This window comes from Pseudomonas sp. B21-019 (assembly GCF_024749225.1).
Classification (GTDB): domain Bacteria; phylum Pseudomonadota; class Gammaproteobacteria; order Pseudomonadales; family Pseudomonadaceae; genus Aquipseudomonas.
This window is the reverse complement of sequence record NZ_CP087193.1, coordinates 3166129-3182150: the sequence shown is the minus strand read 5'-3', so window position 1 is coordinate 3182150 and position 16022 is coordinate 3166129. Positions and strand designations below refer to the sequence as shown.

Here is a 16022-nt window from a genome sequence, read left to right as displayed (position 1 = left end):
GCGAAGCCTGCGTTCGGCGGTAGCAGCTGTCGAGCTTGCGAGGCTGCGTTCGGCTGCGCAGCAGTCGTAAAATCACCATTGTGGTGCGTCAGGTGCACCATGGCTGCCGGACTCACGACTGCTGCGCAGCCGAACGCAGCCTCGCAAGCTCGACAGCTGCTACAAGGAGTGCGTCGCGGCTGAAAGTGAACAGCACTCGAGCGGGGAGCTCAGGGGCTACACTCAGACGCGACGGTCACTCGCTTCCGGGAGCCTCTGATGCCCGCAACACTCGCCGGCCAAACCTTGCGGCTGCCTTCCATCGACAGCTTGTTGCGCCATCCCGCCTGCCAAACGCTGGCCGAGCGTTACGGGCGCGACGCACTGCTGGCCGGCCTGCGGCAATTGCTCGATGACTTGCGCGAGCCGGTGCACAACGGTGAACTCGCCGCCATTGAAATTGCTCCCGATGTATTAGCGGGCAGGGCGGGCGAGCGTCTGGCGATCCAGCATCGCAGCCAGGTCCGCCGGGTGTTCAACCTCACCGGCACGGTGCTGCACACCAACCTCGGTCGCGCGTTGTTGCCGGAACAAGCCATTGAAGCGGTGCAACTGGCTGCGCGCTATCCGCTCAATCTGGAATTCGACCTGCACAGCGGCAAGCGCGGCGACCGGGACGATTTGATCGAAGGCTTGATCCGCGAACTGACCGGCGCCGAAGCAGTCACCGTGGTCAACAACAACGCCGCCGCCGTGTTGCTGACGCTCAACAGCCTGGGCGCACGCAAGGAAGGGATCATCTCCCGAGGTGAGCTGATTGAAATCGGCGGTGCGTTTCGCATTCCCGACATCATGGCCCGCGCCGGGGTGCGGTTGCATGAGGTAGGCACCACCAACCGCACCCATGCGCGCGATTACGAGGCCGCCATCGGCCCGCGCAGTGGTCTGCTGATGCGCGTACACGCGAGCAATTACAGCATCGAAGGCTTCACCGCGAGAGTGCTGACGGCGGAATTGGCGCAGCTGGCTCACCGCCACGGACTGCCCTTGCTCGAAGACCTGGGCAGCGGCAGCCTGCTGGACCTGACACGCTGGGGTTTGCCCGCCGAACCGACGGTGCGCCAGGCCCTGCTCGATGGCGCGGACATCGTCACCTTCAGCGGCGACAAATTGCTTGGCGGGCCTCAGGCCGGATTGATCGTCGGCCGCAAAGACCTGATCGCCAGGATCAAAAAGAACCCGCTCAAGCGTGCCTTGCGAGTCGACAAACTGACCCTGGCCGCCCTAGAAGCCGTCTTGGCGCTGTATCGCGATCCCGATCGGCTGGCGGAACGCCTGCCGAGTCTACGTCTGCTGACTCGCCCTCAAACCGACATCCTCGCCCAGGCCGAACGCCTGCAACCGTCACTGGCGCAGGTGCTGGGCGATGCCTGGGGCGTCAGCGCGGTGCCGGCGCTGGGCATGATCGGCAGCGGCAGCCAACCGGTGGCCAGGTTGCCCAGCGCCGCGTTATGCCTGCGGCCCAACGTTTCCAAACGCCTGCGTGGGCGGCGATTGCTGGGGCTGGAGGCAGCGTTGCGACAGTTGCCGATTGCCGTGCTCGGGCGTATCGACGATGACGCCTTGTGGCTGGACTTACGCCAACTCGATGACGAAGCCGCGTGGCTGGCGCAGCTCAATCAGCTGGCGCAATTAGATCAACTGCAGGAGGAGGGCCGGGACGGGTGATTGTCGGCACGGCGGGGCACATCGATCACGGCAAGACTTTCTTGCTCCAGGCACTGACCGGGCAGGCCGGTGATCGTCGCCGCGAAGAACGCGAACGCGGCATGACCATCGACCTCGGCTACCTCTATGCAGCGTTGGAGCCGGGCGCCGCCCTGACCGGTTTTATCGACGTGCCCGGCCATGAGCGCTTCACCCACAACATGCTGGCTGGTGCTCAGGGGATTGATCTGGTGTTGCTGGTGGTAGCGGCCGATGACGGCGTCATGCCGCAAACCCGTGAACACTTGGCGATTGTCGAGTTGCTGGGCATCCCTCGGGCACTGATTGCAATCAGCAAGTGCGACCGGGTTGACCCGGCTCGGGTGCAGGCTGTTCGTGAGCAGATCGAAGCATTGCTGGTGCCCGGCCCTTATTCCGGTGCGCCGCAAATCCCGCTGTCGAGTGCCACTGGCGAGGGCATCGAGACTCTGCGCCAGGCTTTGCTGGATGCACAGCATGAGGTTGTTCAACGCAGCGCCAGCGGCGGTTTCCGTTTGGCGATTGATCGGGCCTTCAGCGTGGCCGGCGCCGGCATCGTGGTGACCGGTACGGCGTTGTCCGGTCAGGTGACAGTGGGCGATACGCTGATGTTGAGCCCGCAGGGCAAACCGGTGCGAGTACGTGGCCTGCATGCGCAGAACCAGGCCGCTGACAACGCAATGGCCGGGCAGCGCGTCGCGCTGAACCTGAGTGCCGAGCGTTTGGCCTTGGAGCAGATCCACCGTGGCCACTGGCTGGTGGCCGAATGGCTGCATGCGCCGACCCAGCGTCTGGATATCCGGATGAGCGTGTTGACCAGCGAAGCGCGAAGCTTCGAACACTTTCAACCGGTGCATGTGCATCTTGGAACTCAGGACGTGACGGGGCGGGTGGCTTTGCTGGAAGGTTCCAGCCTGGCACCGGGCGGGCAGATGTTCGCGCAACTGCTGGTCAATGCGCCGGTGCTGGCGGTGAAGGGCGACCGCTTGATCCTGCGCGACCAAAGCGCCCAACGCACCCTTGGCGGTGGCCGAGTGCTGGACCCGTTCGCCCCAGCCCGACATCGTCGCAGCCCTGAGCGATTGGCGCAGCTACAAGCGCTGGCCACCACCAATAGTCTGGAAGCGGCACTGCCGGCGTTGCTGACCAACAGCGACACCGGGCTTGACCCGCAGCGACTGGAGCGTCAGTTCAACCGTCCGCGCCAGACTTGGGAGTTACCCGATGACGTGCGCTTCATCGATACGCGGCAGGGGCCGTTGCTGTTCAGCGCGGTGCGTTGGGAAGCCCTGAAAACGCCGCTGCTGGAACACCTCGCACGCTTTCATCAACTCGAACCGGACCAGATGGGACCGGACCGGGATCGCCTGCGTCGTTTCGCCGGCAGCGTGCTGGAACGGTCGACCTTTATCAGCCTGCTCGACGAATTACTGGCCAGTGGTGCAATGGCGGCCAGCGGCCCGTGGCTGCATTTACCCGATCACCAGGTGCGCTTGAGCGAGGACGACGAAACCCTCTGGCAACAATTGCAGCCGTTGTTCGAACAGGCGGGTTTCGATCCGCCGTGGGTGCGTGATCTGGCCAAAGCCACTGGCCATGACGAGGCTGCCGTGCGCCTGCTGCTGCGCAAGATGGCCCGGTTGGGACTGCTGCATCAAATCGTTCGCGACCTGTTTTACACCGACACGCTGCTGCGCCGATTGGCGGCTATGCTGGTGCAACTGGCCAGCGATAACCCGGTGATCCAGGTTGCCGGGTTTCGCGATGCCGTGGGCCTGGGGCGCAAGCGCAGTATTCAGATTCTTGAATACTTCGACCGGCTCGGACTGACCCGCCGCTTTGGCGATCGACGCCATATCCGGCTCGACAATGCACTGGCCCAACAAGCCGCAGTCTGACTTCAAGGAAGGCAATCGCGCCCGGTGGCGCGGCCGGGCTTCAAACCCGGTTGGGGACGGCATCCGTTCCCGGGCAGGTTCGACTCCGGCTGCCTTCCGCCATTTCCACGGTGACCTCGATCACAGGTGCCCGAAGGTCAACGGGTACTGGATGACAACGTAAACCCTGTCGATGTCATCGCCCGCCTGAGCGGTGTTGGCCCGATGAGACACATGGGACAGTTGCACTGACAGACCCTTGGCGGAACCTGATTGCACGATATAGCGCAGATCGATGTCGCGCTCCCAATGCCGCCCGCCATCGCCCTGTTGAGGCACGTACTCGCCGATGGTCGGGTCGAACGGGTTGTAAGCCCCACCCTTGGGCGCACGGGTGCCGTCGATGTCGCTGCCCCGGACATAACGCGTCATGAAACTCAGGCCGGGGATGCCATAAGCGCCGAGGTCGAGGTCGTAGCGTGCCTGCCAGGAGCGTTCGTGGGCGCCGTTGAAGTCGGCGTACTTGATCGAGTTGGCCAGGTAAATCGAGTCGCCACCGACGAAGTCGAACGGTGTATCGCCATTGATGCGTTGCCAGGCCAGGGTGAAGGCATGGGCATCAAGGGTGTATTTGCCCGAGAGGCTGTAGGCGGTGTTGTCGATGGCGCCGGCCAGCGCTTTGCCGGTGTCCTGCGTCCGGTACAGGTTGGCGTCGAGGAACACGGCGGACTGTTTCAGGTGCAGGTTGGCGTAATACTGGCGCCAGGTGTCGCTCAGCTCGGAGGCGTACAACGCGCCGCCGACAGGACTGTGTGTGAACAGGTCGGTGCCCAGAAACGTGATGCCACCGGCTTCGGTGTTGGCGCCGTAGCCGTAAAAGTTGCCCTTGCTTGTCGTGTTGTCCTGATTCTTGAACGCCGTGAAATGACCCGCCACCAGTTTCATGTTGTCGATTTCGTTGCTGTTCAACAGAAAGCCCGTGGCGTATTCCGGTTGCAGGCGTTTGTCGGAGGTGTCGAACACCGGGGTTTCCACGGTCATTTCACCGAAGGCCAGGGTGGTTCGGGAGGCCCTGATTTTCAACGCGCCACCGGCACTGGAATAGTTGTCTTCGCTGCGACCGTCACTGTCCAGCGGCAGTAACCCGGTTCCCGAATGCCCTTTGCCGCCGTCGAGCTTCAGCCCCATAAAAGCGTGGCTGTCGACGCCGAAACCTAACGTGCCGGGGGTGAATCCGGATTCAAATGAGCCGATAAAGCCTTGAGCCCACTCTTGTTTGTAGTTCTTGCCCGAAGGCTGGGGTGAGCGGTAGTCGCTGTTGAGGAAGAAATTTCGACTGAGCACCTCAAGCTTCCCGCCCTCGAGAAATCCTTGCGCGGAATCCGGTGCCTCATCCGCCAGGGCTGTTCCGGCAAAAAACACGCAGAGCCAGAAGGACGCCCTGGGTACGTCCTTCCGACCGGAAATGCGCGGGAGGGTTTGTATAGAAAACATGATTGATCTCCCGCCTGAAACAGCGACTCCGAAGAGTCGCTATTTATTCTCAATGGCCTTCAGAGGCATGGAACATGGTCTTGGCGTAGATCAGGCCCAGACCATAGGCACCACCGTTGGCGATGGAGGTTTTCACCGTCTCGTCGTAAGTCTCGGTGCGTGCCCAGTCGCGCTGCAGTTCAAGCAGGTATTGCAGCGAAGTCATTGGGCGGGCACCGAGCTGGATCATGCGCTGCACGGCCATTTCATGGGCTTCGATGGAGACATCGCCACAGGCATCGGCGATGAAGTACACCTCGAAGCCTTGGTCAAGGGCCGACAGTGCCGGGCCAACGATGCACACGGAGGTCCACAGACCGGCCAGGACGATTTTCTGTTTGCCGATGGCGTTGACTTCAACGGCAATGCGCTCGTCTTCCCAGGTGTTCATGCTAGTACGGTCGATCACCTTGTGTTCCGGGAACACCGATTTGATTTCGTCGAAGATCGGGCCGGAGAAGCTTTTCTCGGCGACGGTGGTGAGGATGGTCGACACGTTGAAGCCCCGGGCTGCCTTGGCCACCAGTGCGGCGTTATTGCGCAGGGTGACGGCATCGATCGACTTGGTCGCAAAGGACATTTGCGACTGGTGATCGATCATGATCAGGGTGTGGTCGGTTGGGTTCAGCAGGGTTTTGCCAGGTGCTGCTTTTGCGATGGCCATGATGATGTCCTTGCGAGTGGATTGTGGATGGGTTCACAAGGCCTATGGTTGCGTAGATTTCGATGCGGATATTGAGTCGATGTGCTGTCTTTGATTAACGGCGCATCAGCACAAAGGCCGTCAACAAACACATCTATGACCTACGCTTGTTTCCAGACGAATGCTCACCGAACAGGGGCTCTCCCTGATCGAAAACAACAAGAACGGCTATCCGGAGACGTCTCATGTTTGCACTGGCCCGTCGATTCAGCAGCAACCTCGCCGCTTTCATTACCGCCGCCGCACTCGCATCACCCGTTTTTGCCCTGGACACCGTCAAGTTCATGGCCCCAGGTTCCGTCGGTGGCGGTTATGACCAGACAGCGCGAGTCCTGGGCAAAGCCATGGTCGAGGCCCAAACGGCCAAAGCCGCCACCTTCGAGAACAAGGGTGGCGCCGGCGGGACCCTGGGGTTGGCGCAATTTGCCAACGCCACCAAGGGCGACCCCGATGCGCTGATCGTGGTCGGCGCGATCATGGTCGCGTCCATCGAGCAGAACAAACCGCAAATCACCTTGAAGGACGTAACCCCGATCGCCCGGCTGTTTACCGAATACAACGTGATCGCCGTACGCGACGACTCGCCGTACAAAAACCTTGAGGACTTGCTCAAGGACTTCAAAGCCAACCCGTCCAGCATCAAATGGGGCGGTGGCTCCAAGGGTTCGATCGACCACATCGGCATCGCCGAACTGGCGAGCAAAATGGACATCCCCGTCAACAAGGTCAATTACGTTGCCTTCGCCGGTGGCGGCGAAGTCGTTGCCGCGGTGCTGGGGGGGCACATCACGGTGATCACCGGCGGCTACGCCGAGCTGGCCAAATACGTGCAGTCCAAACAGTTCCGCTTACTGGCCGTCGGCGCGCCCAACCGCGTTGAAGGCATCGATGCACCGACGCTCAAAGAGTCTGGCTACGACGTGACGATCGGCAACTGGCGGGGTGTTTACGGCGCCGCGGGGCTGACGCCTGAACAGCGCAAGGCACTGACGGAAGCCGTGCTGACCGCCACCAAAAGCGCCGTCTGGCAGGAAAACGTAAAAACCAATGCGTGGTCGCCGAGCATTCTGACCGGGGATGATTTCGGCAAATTCGTCGATGAGGAGCACGGACGCCTGCGCGCGATGCTGGTCAAGGTCGGGCTGCTTTGAGATGGCCGGGCGCTGGAGCGTAAGGCCGGCCCAACTGGCGATTGGCGTCGGTATTGTCGTGATCAGTGCGGTATTGGCGGTCGGCGCCTCGCGGTTTCCCGCCGAGATGGGGTTCGTGATCATGCCGGCCTACGTCTACCCCTATGCCGTCGCGGCATTTCTGGGCGCCGTCGGTCTGTTGATGGGCTATCAGGCGCTCACCGGTGGTTTTCGCAACCTCGCCGATGATCATGAGACTTCCGGGGCCGAGCCCGGCGGCAAGTCCGGGGCGACCTGGGTTACGGCAGGGCTGCTGGGCGTGGCGTTGCTCATTTCCTACATCGGCTTCGTCTTGGCTGCTGCATTGCTGTTTGCCTGTTCGGCGCGAGGCTTCGGCAGCCGCAGCCCGGTGCGGGACCTGGCCATCGGCATCGCTCTGGCACTGCCGATCTACTGGCTTTTCACCGCCGGGCTAGGGGTTTCCCTTCCGCCCTTGATCAACGCCTGGATCTGATCCAGGCCGAAGGAGGTCGACAAGGTGGATATTCTCTCGAATCTGGCAGTCGGCTTCGCTGGCGCGCTGACGCCGATCAATCTGATGTGGGGTTTTATCGGTTGTCTGCTGGGCACTGCAATTGGTGTGTTGCCGGGGATCGGCCCGGCGCTGACCGTCGCCTTGCTGCTGCCGATTACCGCCAAGGTCGACCCGACCGGGGCACTGATCATGTTCGCCGGCATCTATTACGGCGCTCAATTTGGCGGCTCCACCACCTCGATCCTGCTCAACACGCCGGGGGAATCGTCCTCCATGGTCACGGCCCTGGAAGGCAACCTCATGGCCCGCAACGGACGGGCAGGTCCGGCGCTGGCAACGGCCGCCATCGGTTCATTCGTGGCCGGCACCATCGCAACGATCTTGCTGACGTTGTTCGCGCCCCTCGTGGCCACGCTGGCGCTGAAATTCGGGCCGGCGGAGTATTTCGCGATTCTGGTGCTGGCCTTCACCACCGTGTCGGCAGTGCTCGGCGCGTCGATGCTGCGCGGCTTTGCTTCATTGGGCATCGGGCTGACCATCGGTTTGATCGGCCTCGACTCGACGTCAGGCATTGCCCGCTACACCTTGGGGGTTCCCGAGCTGGTCGATGGCATCGAAGTGGTGCTGGTCGCGGTGGGGTTGTTTGCCGTCGGTGAGGCCTTGTACGGCGTGCTTTACCAAAAGGAAGAAACGGCCAGCCGACACCGCCTGACCTCGTTATGGATGACTCGCGCCGACTGGAAACGCTCGGTCCCGGCGTGGTTACGGGGCACCTTGATCGGTTTTCCCTTCGGGTCGATTCCGGCCGGTGGCGCGGAAATCCCGACGTTCCTGTCCTATTCCACTGAACGCAAACTCAGCAAGTACCCGAAAGAATTCGCCGCCAGCAAGGGCGTAGGCGCCATCGAAGGCGTCGCAGGTCCCGAAGCGGCAAACAACGCGAGCGCCACCGGCTCACTGGTGCCGCTGCTGACCCTGGGCATACCGACCTCCGCCACGGCGGCGATTCTGTTGGCAGCGTTCCAGAACTACAACCTGCAACCGGGGCCGCTGCTGTTCCAGACCTCGGGCGAACTGGTCTGGACCCTGGTGGCCTCCTTGTACATCGGCAACGTCATCCTGCTGGTGCTGAACCTGCCGCTGGTGGGGCTGTGGGTCAAACTCTTGCAAATCCCTCGGCCGTACCTGAACGCCGGGATCCTGGTGTTCGCCACCATCGGCGTGTACGGCATGCGCCACTCATCCTTCGACTTGTTACTGATGCTGGGCATCGGCTGGGCGGGGGTGTTGATGCGGCGTTTCGATTTTCCCGTCGCCCCGGTGATCGTCGGCATGCTGCTGGGGCCAATGGCGGAAAAACAACTGCGTAACGCCTTATCCATCAGCCAGGGCGACTGGATGATATTTGTGACACAACCGATTGCGGCGTCGGTGCTGGCGGTGACGTTGTTGGTGCTGCTGGTGCCGTATCTGCTGCATAAGCGTGGGATCAAGTTGCATGAGGATGATTGACGGCTGATTACCTGGCTCCCAGCGCGATCTGTAGCAGCTGCCGAAGGCTGCGTTCGGCTGCGAAGCAGTCGTGTATCCAACTGATGCGGTCTGCCTGACATACCGCATTCGCTCCCGGGCAAATCGTAGGAACGTGGCGCACAGGCTCGGGCGTTGCAAAGGGAGGAGGGGTTCAAGGCTGCTGTCTAGCGGTGTAGCGACGGACGAGCAAGCCCGCTCCCATATGTGATCGCTGACGTGCACAAATAATGTGTTCACAGGCAATCCAGTGTGAGAGCGGGCTTGCTCGCGATCCAGCATTGCAACTGCCTGACACCCCACTTAATTCTTGCCGCAAGGGACTGAGGAGTGGCCACGCGTTGGCCGAAAACCGGCTTATGCGACAGTCAGAGCCGGAACGCTTGTCGTCCTACCAGTAACCATTTTCCTTGCTGCTTTTGCCAGATCTGAAAGTTCTCGATTTCCGTGGGAACAATCTCGGTGCCCTTGATGGCTTGCGCCGAAAAATGATGGCGGACCAACGCCACATCACCCGAGACGGTGATTTTCTGGTTCTGCATCTCCAGCGTTTTGAAAGCGCTTTTTCCGGTTTCGATATCGGCGATGAATTCTTTCTTGTCCTGGATTTTCCCGCTGGAATGCCCGTAGGTCAGGTTTTCAGCGGTGAGCGCATTCAGTTGTGGGACGTTTTTGGTCAGCATCGCTTGAGTCAGATGGTCTACCGCAGCGGCAACATCCTTCTCGCTCGATGTGGGGGAGGCCGCCACGTAGCCACTGAACAGGCATAAAAAACCGATAATCAGTTTCACTTTTTTCATGGGTAATTCCTTGTTGTTATAGGTGCGAGGATGACAGATGAATTACGCCAACTCATCTGTCATCGTACAACATATCAGGTTTTTACCAAGTGATGCAGATATGGCATTAGCGAGTGCTAGGCCAGCCGTCCCTCATGAAACAGACGCGCGCCAATACGCTGAATTTCAGCTTCGCCCTGCGCCAGTGCCGCTCGGCTGGTGTGTACTGAATAACGACCCATCACCAAATCATGTGGGTGCTTCACCGCCGAGCCCAGCACGAAAGACGTGTCGCCGTGCGCCACGAAATCGATGGGTTGGTCTGACTCCTCGAACACCGCCAACTCGCCAGTAATGACCGGGCCACCGACGTCCAGCCGACCGGCATTGACCGCCAGCCACGCCACGTTGTGGCCGGCGGGAGGTGTGTAGCGCCAGCGTTCTCCGTCTTTCAAGCGCACGACGAGGTAGTTCATGTCCGAAGGTGCCGCAATCGCACTTTGCGCTGCGCCATAGCGTCCGAGCAGCACACGCGCCGGGCCTGCTTGCGGGATCTGCGAGGGCGCCAGGTAGAGACTTTCCGCCGGTGTGTTTTCGTGCGAAACGGGTAGCGCGACCCAGAGCTGGAAGCCCGATATTGAGCTGTCACCGATTGGCTTAGCGTCGTGCCACACGCCATTACCGGCGCGCATCCACTCCACACCTTCGGTGGGCAGCACGCCCGTCTTGCCCGTGGTGTCTTCGTACTTCACGCCGCCCTCAATCATGTAGGTCAGTGTTGCGATCCCTGAATGCGGGTGCATGCCGAAACCTTTCTGCCCGCCTTGGGGCTTGAAGCCGAAGAGATCAAGAAACACAAAAGGTTTCAACAACTGGCCCAGGTCGCCAGGGCTCATGAGCCGCGTGATCGGCCCGTGAGTGCTGCCGGATGTGCGGTGAATGATGGCGCGCGTTGGTGTTGCAACGATGCTGTTCATAGGTTTTCCTCAAGTCTTGAGCCGATCGCCTTGGGATGGATCAGCGCGCGGCACCGAGCAAGGTCGCAGGCTTCCGACGCCAGGCCACGAAGGCAGACATTGCCAGCAGCACCAGGGCAGGGGCGGGATTGCCGCCAATCACAAAGAGATGCGTGACCACTGCGCCGGTCATGGTCGCCGTCAGCAGCAGCCCGGCGAAAAAGCTCGTGACCGGGATCAGCAGCAACACAGCGCCAGCCACTTCAATGGCACCGGTGAGGTAGCGGAACCATTGCCCAAGGCCGACGGCATCGAATACCTGAATCATCTGCGGAGCGCCGGCCAGCTTGGCGATGCCGGCCGCAGCGAACGCCAAGGCCAGAAAGATGCGAACACCCCAAAGGATGCGATTTTGAATAGGGGAGAGGGATGAAGTTTGAGTCATGGGGAACGATGTCCTTGCCTGTGGTTTACGCAGTTAGAGGGCTAACTGCCGCGATGCAAGAAGGATAAGCGCGCCCGGATTGGTTGATTAGATGGCACAATTGGATTGCGCCCATCCATTTTTTGCTGGAATTATCGCCTCATGCTCGACTTGAATGACATTGCCTTGTTTGTCCAAGTGGTCCGCAGCGGCAGCTTCGCCGAAGCGGCGCGGCGGCTGGGCATGCCGCCCAACACCGTCAGCCGGCGTGTCCAGCAGCTCGAGGCACAACTCGACACACGACTGCTGCAACGCTCCACGCGCAAGTTGACGCTGACCCATGCCGGGCAGGCTTTTCACGAGCGCTGCGTGGGCGCGGTGGACGGGCTGATCGAGGCGGGGCACGAGTTGATGACGGGCAGCCAGGAACCCAGCGGCTTGGTGCGCGTCGCGGCGACGGCGGATTTCTTCGACTTCTTCCCCATGGAATGGGTGGCTGATTTTCTCGCCGCGCATCCGCGGGTGCGGCTTGACTTCGTGCTCAGTGATGCCCGCGCCGACTTGATCGCCGAGCGTATCGACATCGCGTTTCGCGGCGGTCCGCTGCAAGACTCAGGTTACGTCGGGCGCCAGCTCTTCAGTGCAGGCAGCGAGGGCCTGGTGGCGAGTCCGGCTTACATCGCTGCTCGCGGTATGCCCGGTACGCTGCAGGACCTGGTGAACCATGACTGCGTGAGTTTCGCCCATCCCAGCGGCTTCACCACCTGGCGTCTGACCGGACCAGAGGGCGTGGAGGAAGAGGTGCAAATCGCCAGCCGTTTTTCCGGTAACACGGCCCAGGCACTGCGCAAGGCTACGGTGGCCGGCCTGGGCATCGCACTGCTGCCGCCGACGCTCGCCATGCTCGATCTTCAGGCGGGCCGACTTGTACGCGTGTTGCCACACTTCCAGCGTGCGGGCTTTGGCCTGCACGTGCTTTACCCGAGCCGGCAGCATCTGCCGTTGGCGGTATCGGCCTTCATTGAACTGGTGATGGAGAAACTGAGGGTGGAGGCATTCCCGGCGCAAGGCTGACCTATGCATATGCATCAGCAGTGATGGCTAAAAGCCTTCTATAATGCGCAGCCTTTGACGCCAGTGTACTCAACAGCCCGGTACTTCCTTGAAACGCGATCTTCGACTTGCCACTTTTCTGATCTTTCTGGTGTGTGTCTCCGTGGTGCTGCTGACGGCCTGGCAGACATGGACAGCCCGACAGAACACCTTGAGCGACATCAATACCGATACATTGAACCTGACTCAGGCGCTCAACACTTACACCGAGGGCACCTTCAAGCAAAGTGAAGTGCTGTTGCTGGGCCTGACAGAAAGGATCGAGAAAGACGGCACCGGCCCGGAGCAACTCGAACGGCTGAGCAAGTTGGTTGCCCAGCAGATGGATGCGCTCCCGCAATTAAATAATGTGGTGCTATATGACGCCCAAGGGGACTGGCTATTCTCGACCAACATGCTGATCTCATCCAATAGCAACAACGCAGATCGGGCGTTCTTCAAGCATCACCGAGACGTCGCGGATCGCGGTATCTATATCGGCCCGGCGATTCTCAGCCGTGTCACTTGCACCTGGGTGATTTCGGTCAGCCGACGCATCGATCACCCCGATGGAAGTTTTGCCGGGGTGATCGCCGCAACCATCAGCCTCGAACACTTCCTCAAACTTTATCGAAGCATCCACGTGGGGCAATTCGGCGCCATCAGCCTGACTTCATCCGAAGGGCGCCTGCTGGTGCGGTATCCCTTTCAAGTGGAAGACATCGGCCGTGACCTGTCTCACGCACCCATATTCTCCGAATACTTGCGCAACACCTCATCAGGCACCGTGGACTTTGCGTCGAAAGTAGATGGCATCCATCGCCTCTACGCGTTCAAGAGAAACGATCAATATCCTGTCGTCACGACGGTTGCGGTGGGGCAGGCCGAGGCAATGCAAGCGTGGCTCAGTCAGACAAAGCAATCCGTCGCTGTGGTGCTGCTGTTGTTGGGGCTCCTGGTCGCACTGGGGCGCAGGCTGATTTCCCACATCAGCCGGCGTATTCGGGCGGAGGAAAAATTGCTCGCGACCCAAACCGCACTGATCGAGCTTAACCAGACACTGGAAGTTCTCGCCAGCGTAGACAAACTCACCGGCCTCGCCAACCGCCGGCATTTCGATCAGTTTCTGGATGTCGAACTCAAACGCGCCAAGCGACTCGCAAGCCCGTTGTCACTGATTCTGATCGATGTGGACTTTTTCAAACGCTACAACGATCACTACGGCCATCTCGCTGGAGACGAATGCCTGCGGATCATCAGTCAGGCGATCAAGCACTGTGTACGTCGCCCGGGTGACATGGCGGCTCGTTATGGCGGGGAAGAAATCGCCGTGGTGATGCCCAATACGGACGAGTCAGGAGCGCGCAAGGTTGCCGAGGCGATCCTGTCGGGTATTGCGGCCGAGCAGCTTGCGCATTTGTCGAGCCCGTTAGGTATCGTGACCGTCAGCCTGGGGTTGGCGACATATGTCGCCGACGGCAGCGACCCTGATGAAAAGGCACTGATCGGTCGTGCAGATCGCGCGCTTTACGCGGCGAAGTCGCAGGGGAGAAATCAGTTGAGCGTCGCGTGATCGAGGACGGCGCAACTATCGGTTCAAGTGATAGTGACAATCAAGGAACGCAAGTTCTGCTGGGTCGGGTAAAGGCGGAAAATCGCCTCCATCGAAGACGCAGCTCAAGGAATTTGCGCGATGAAGACATTGACCCGACTGGCAATTGTCGCCCTGTTGATGGGCGGGGTTGCTACTGCTGCAACCGCCTACGCAGACGACGCCCAATCGTGCCATTTTCTGCCCATCGCCGGCGCCAGTACCGGGTTGCAGCATTCGCAAACCGTCGGTGTGCTGTACAGCGAAAACACCCTGGACAACCTGCAATACCTCGAGCGTTACCACGATGTGGCGGTGAACGGCGCGCGCGATGCGCTGGATGCGCGGATTCGCGACGCGTTCATCAACAGCTCCGACCCAGAGTTTGCAATCGACTGGCTGATGAGTTCGTTACAGCAGCAGTTCCTGTCGGTGACCGTCTACAACAACCTCGATGCGCTGGTGCAGGCCCATCCGGATGTAGTGGTGATGCTCGATACGCATAACCGTCTGCTGACCCAACGCAACAGTCAGGTCGAAGCGCGTTTCGCCGCACGGTTCTACGACGCCAACCTGCAATACATCGGCAAGGCCGAAGGCGCCGTCGAGAAGCAAATGCCTTCGGTCTGGGTACACCGTAAAGCTGCAGCCGAGATTGCCGCCCAGATCGACCAGCAACGCGACCTGCAACTCAGCGCCTTGAAGCAGTTCGATGACTCGCTCAAAACCCTGGTGACTGCTGGCTGAACACCCAGACCATAACCGCAACGACAGTGACCCGTTGCGCAACAAAACAGATTTTTTACTTCAGGACTTCGCCGATGCGCCCTTTATTTGTTCCTGTCATGGCTTTCGCCACCTTACTGCTGGCCGGTTGTGCCTCCGCGCCGAACGACCCGACGCTGACCTTGCAGACGAAAAAAACGCCTGCCGAGTACGCCGATTGCGTGGTGCCGAAGTTGCAGGGCAGCGCACTGCACCCGACGGTCTCGCAAACCCAGCGTAGCTACCGGATCGTGGTGCCGAGCAAAGTCGCCGCGGACAACGTTCTGGAAGCCTACAAAGCCCCGAACGGCGGCAAGGTGTTTTTGTACGAGCGTCACTTGCTGGCATCGAACTTCATGCCTTCGAGTTTCGAACGTGCCGCGCAGGAATGCCTGTAACCCGTAACTGCTTTGAAGAACGCTCCTTTGGTTGGCCGCAACCAACCAATTTTTTGCCCCGTACCTTATGTGGTTTCGGGGCTTTTTTTTGCGTGCAGGTTTTGGGGCAGGGAGTAGGGCGTCGGACTTGCGCCAGCGACATCAACCGACCGGCTCAGCCTTGCAACTCATTGACCCTGAGCCTGGCTTCTGGAATAGCACCACGTCACCGTCTTGCCAGAAACTGTAATTCCCCTGGGAGTCCTTGCCTGTGTATCGGGTTCCCGAATCACTCGGCTCCTGGTTCAGGACGATCGAGGTGTTCGCCCATTTCAGGTACACGACACCAGGCTGCGTGGTGAAGAAGGTGGCGGCAACCAGCGGGTCAAGCCCTGTACAACGAAAAGCCAGGGGGCCCTCGGTGAGTCTGTGTGGGTCCTTGGTTCTCACGATGGCCGAGCCTTGGCGCAGCTGGTACGCGCGCTCGGCATAACTGCGGACTGTGCACGTCTTGGGTACAGGTGTGGAGGCGCACTGATTGCGCGCATCGACCCAAAACTGCTGGTCGATCATGATTTTGTCCGGACGCGGCACTGAATGTTCATCCGTGAGCGCCAGGCGATAAAGACGTGTCAGTTCGATATCCATCTGCGCCAGTTGCGGATCACGACAGATCAGTTTTTCGACGGACGCCTTTGCCTCGGCGCAGTCGAAGCTGGTCTTGAAGGTTGGTGCAGCATTAACACAAGTGCTCGCCGCCGCGCATACGCTGGCAGCGAGTAGACAGGTGAAAAGGGCCGTGACCGTTTTCATGTTGGCTTCACCCAGATCATTACGTGATGCCCGGATTGCCGTGGGATTGATCGATGCGTTGAATAGTTATTCGTTCGCATTGGTGTATCGCAGTGTAAGTCAGTGCTCAGAACTTGCCATACCGCTCGGCGGTGGTTGGGTTGCAGGAGCGAGTTGGCCGCCAGTGATATTTGACGGCCTTCGCTTGCAGCT

Annotated in this window: 15 protein-coding genes and 1 tRNA gene; 10 read left to right on the top strand and 6 right to left on the bottom strand. The window is 60.3% G+C overall.

Translation table 11 applies throughout. The features are described 5' to 3' along the window. Window positions 1-258 precede the first annotated feature (258 nt). From selA to LOY36_RS14250, 3 genes are all read left to right on the top strand, one after another. Window positions 259-1707 carry an L-seryl-tRNA(Sec) selenium transferase gene (gene selA / locus LOY36_RS14260; RefSeq protein WP_258674110.1) on the top strand — a complete coding sequence of 483 codons (1449 nt, stop codon included), beginning with the start codon at window positions 259-261 and terminating at the stop codon, window positions 1705-1707. Then, window positions 1704-3623, top strand: a complete 1920-nt coding sequence (gene selB, locus LOY36_RS14255; RefSeq protein WP_258674108.1) for a selenocysteine-specific translation elongation factor — start codon at window positions 1704-1706, stop codon at window positions 3621-3623. Before selA ends, selB begins: the two co-directional genes overlap by 4 nt. A gap of 6 nt (window positions 3624-3629) precedes the next feature. Beyond that, window positions 3630-3725 (top strand) — tRNA-Sec (locus tag LOY36_RS14250). An 18-nt stretch (window positions 3726-3743) separates the two neighbouring features. Here LOY36_RS14250 and LOY36_RS14245 read toward each other — a convergent pair. Both LOY36_RS14245 and LOY36_RS14240 read right to left on the bottom strand, forming a co-directional pair. Further along, window positions 3744-5096, bottom strand: a complete 1353-nt coding sequence (locus LOY36_RS14245) for an OprD family porin (RefSeq protein WP_258674107.1) — start codon at window positions 5094-5096, stop codon at window positions 3744-3746. A 49-nt stretch (window positions 5097-5145) separates the two neighbouring features. Then, the gene (locus LOY36_RS14240) at window positions 5146-5799 is read right to left on the bottom strand and encodes a hydrolase (RefSeq protein WP_019649847.1); all 654 of its coding nucleotides are present in this window, start codon (window positions 5797-5799) and stop codon (window positions 5146-5148) included. Window positions 5800-6023: 224 nt separating this feature from the next. Between LOY36_RS14240 and LOY36_RS14235 the strand changes: the two genes are divergently transcribed. Genes LOY36_RS14235 through LOY36_RS14225 form a run of 3 tightly spaced genes read left to right on the top strand, consistent with a single transcriptional unit; the run spans window position 6024 to window position 9015 of the window. Next, the gene (locus LOY36_RS14235; RefSeq protein ID WP_019649846.1) at window positions 6024-6989 is read left to right on the top strand and encodes a tripartite tricarboxylate transporter substrate binding protein; all 966 of its coding nucleotides are present in this window, start codon (window positions 6024-6026) and stop codon (window positions 6987-6989) included. A 1-nt stretch (window position 6990) separates the two neighbouring features. Next, window positions 6991-7482 carry a tripartite tricarboxylate transporter TctB family protein gene (locus tag LOY36_RS14230; RefSeq protein ID WP_111453354.1) on the top strand — a complete coding sequence of 164 codons (492 nt, stop codon included), beginning with the start codon at window positions 6991-6993 and terminating at the stop codon, window positions 7480-7482. Between the two features lie 24 nt (window positions 7483-7506). Next, window positions 7507-9015, top strand: a complete 1509-nt coding sequence (locus LOY36_RS14225) for a tripartite tricarboxylate transporter permease (RefSeq protein WP_019649844.1) — start codon at window positions 7507-7509, stop codon at window positions 9013-9015. Between the two features lie 386 nt (window positions 9016-9401). On the opposite strand, the gene LOY36_RS14220 is transcribed toward LOY36_RS14225, so the two are convergent. The 3 genes from LOY36_RS14220 to LOY36_RS14210 form a co-directional block, all read right to left on the bottom strand. Next, window positions 9402-9833: a nuclear transport factor 2 family protein gene (locus LOY36_RS14220; protein WP_019649843.1), complete on the bottom strand. Its 432-nt coding sequence runs from the start codon at window positions 9831-9833 to the stop codon at window positions 9402-9404. A gap of 116 nt (window positions 9834-9949) precedes the next feature. After that, window positions 9950-10789, bottom strand: a complete 840-nt coding sequence (locus LOY36_RS14215; RefSeq protein WP_258674106.1) for a pirin family protein — start codon at window positions 10787-10789, stop codon at window positions 9950-9952. Between the two features lie 40 nt (window positions 10790-10829). Continuing rightward, window positions 10830-11213 carry a DoxX family protein gene (locus LOY36_RS14210; protein WP_258674105.1) on the bottom strand — a complete coding sequence of 128 codons (384 nt, stop codon included), beginning with the start codon at window positions 11211-11213 and terminating at the stop codon, window positions 10830-10832. 141 nt (window positions 11214-11354) lie between these two features. Here LOY36_RS14210 and LOY36_RS14205 point away from each other — a divergent pair, with 141 nt between their 5' ends. The 4 genes from LOY36_RS14205 to LOY36_RS14190 all read left to right on the top strand — a co-directional run bounded on the left by LOY36_RS14205 (window position 11355) and on the right by LOY36_RS14190 (window position 15038). After that, window positions 11355-12266 carry a LysR family transcriptional regulator gene (locus LOY36_RS14205; RefSeq protein WP_138867557.1) on the top strand — a complete coding sequence of 304 codons (912 nt, stop codon included), beginning with the start codon at window positions 11355-11357 and terminating at the stop codon, window positions 12264-12266. Between the two features lie 88 nt (window positions 12267-12354). Continuing rightward, entirely contained in the window at window positions 12355-13857 is a 1503-nt protein-coding gene (locus tag LOY36_RS14200) for a sensor domain-containing diguanylate cyclase (protein WP_026345902.1), read from the top strand. 120 nt (window positions 13858-13977) lie between these two features. After that, entirely contained in the window at window positions 13978-14622 is a 645-nt protein-coding gene (locus LOY36_RS14195) for an ATPase (RefSeq protein WP_258674102.1), read from the top strand. Window positions 14623-14696: 74 nt separating this feature from the next. Then, the gene (locus LOY36_RS14190; RefSeq protein ID WP_007938318.1) at window positions 14697-15038 is read left to right on the top strand and encodes a hypothetical protein; all 342 of its coding nucleotides are present in this window, start codon (window positions 14697-14699) and stop codon (window positions 15036-15038) included. Window positions 15039-15179: 141 nt separating this feature from the next. On the opposite strand, the gene LOY36_RS14185 is transcribed toward LOY36_RS14190, so the two are convergent. Beyond that, complete coding sequence (locus LOY36_RS14185) at window positions 15180-15830, bottom strand: MliC family protein (RefSeq protein WP_258674101.1); 651 nt, start codon at window positions 15828-15830, stop codon at window positions 15180-15182. Between the last annotated feature and the right edge of the window lie 192 nt (window positions 15831-16022).

Bases quoted from the DNA above. Each gene is read 5' to 3' on its own strand.
- selA (WP_258674110.1), top strand. From the start codon at position 259: ATGCCCGCAACACTCGCCGGCCAAACCTTGCGGCTGCCTTCCATCGAC.
- LOY36_RS14245 (WP_258674107.1), bottom strand. From the start codon at position 5,096: ATGTTTTCTATACAAACCCTCCCGCGCATTTCCGGTCGGAAGGACGTA.
- LOY36_RS14240 (WP_019649847.1), bottom strand. From the start codon at position 5,799: ATGGCCATCGCAAAAGCAGCACCTGGCAAAACCCTGCTGAACCCAACC.
- LOY36_RS14235 (WP_019649846.1), top strand. From the start codon at position 6,024: ATGTTTGCACTGGCCCGTCGATTCAGCAGCAACCTCGCCGCTTTCATT.
- LOY36_RS14230 (WP_111453354.1), top strand. From the start codon at position 6,991: ATGGCCGGGCGCTGGAGCGTAAGGCCGGCCCAACTGGCGATTGGCGTC.
- LOY36_RS14220 (WP_019649843.1), bottom strand. From the start codon at position 9,833: ATGAAAAAAGTGAAACTGATTATCGGTTTTTTATGCCTGTTCAGTGGC.
- LOY36_RS14215 (WP_258674106.1), bottom strand. From the start codon at position 10,789: ATGAACAGCATCGTTGCAACACCAACGCGCGCCATCATTCACCGCACA.
- LOY36_RS14210 (WP_258674105.1), bottom strand. From the start codon at position 11,213: ATGACTCAAACTTCATCCCTCTCCCCTATTCAAAATCGCATCCTTTGG.
- LOY36_RS14205 (WP_138867557.1), top strand. From the start codon at position 11,355: ATGCTCGACTTGAATGACATTGCCTTGTTTGTCCAAGTGGTCCGCAGC.
- LOY36_RS14195 (WP_258674102.1), top strand. From the start codon at position 13,978: ATGAAGACATTGACCCGACTGGCAATTGTCGCCCTGTTGATGGGCGGG.
- LOY36_RS14190 (WP_007938318.1), top strand. From the start codon at position 14,697: ATGCGCCCTTTATTTGTTCCTGTCATGGCTTTCGCCACCTTACTGCTG.
- LOY36_RS14185 (WP_258674101.1), bottom strand. From the start codon at position 15,830: ATGAAAACGGTCACGGCCCTTTTCACCTGTCTACTCGCTGCCAGCGTA.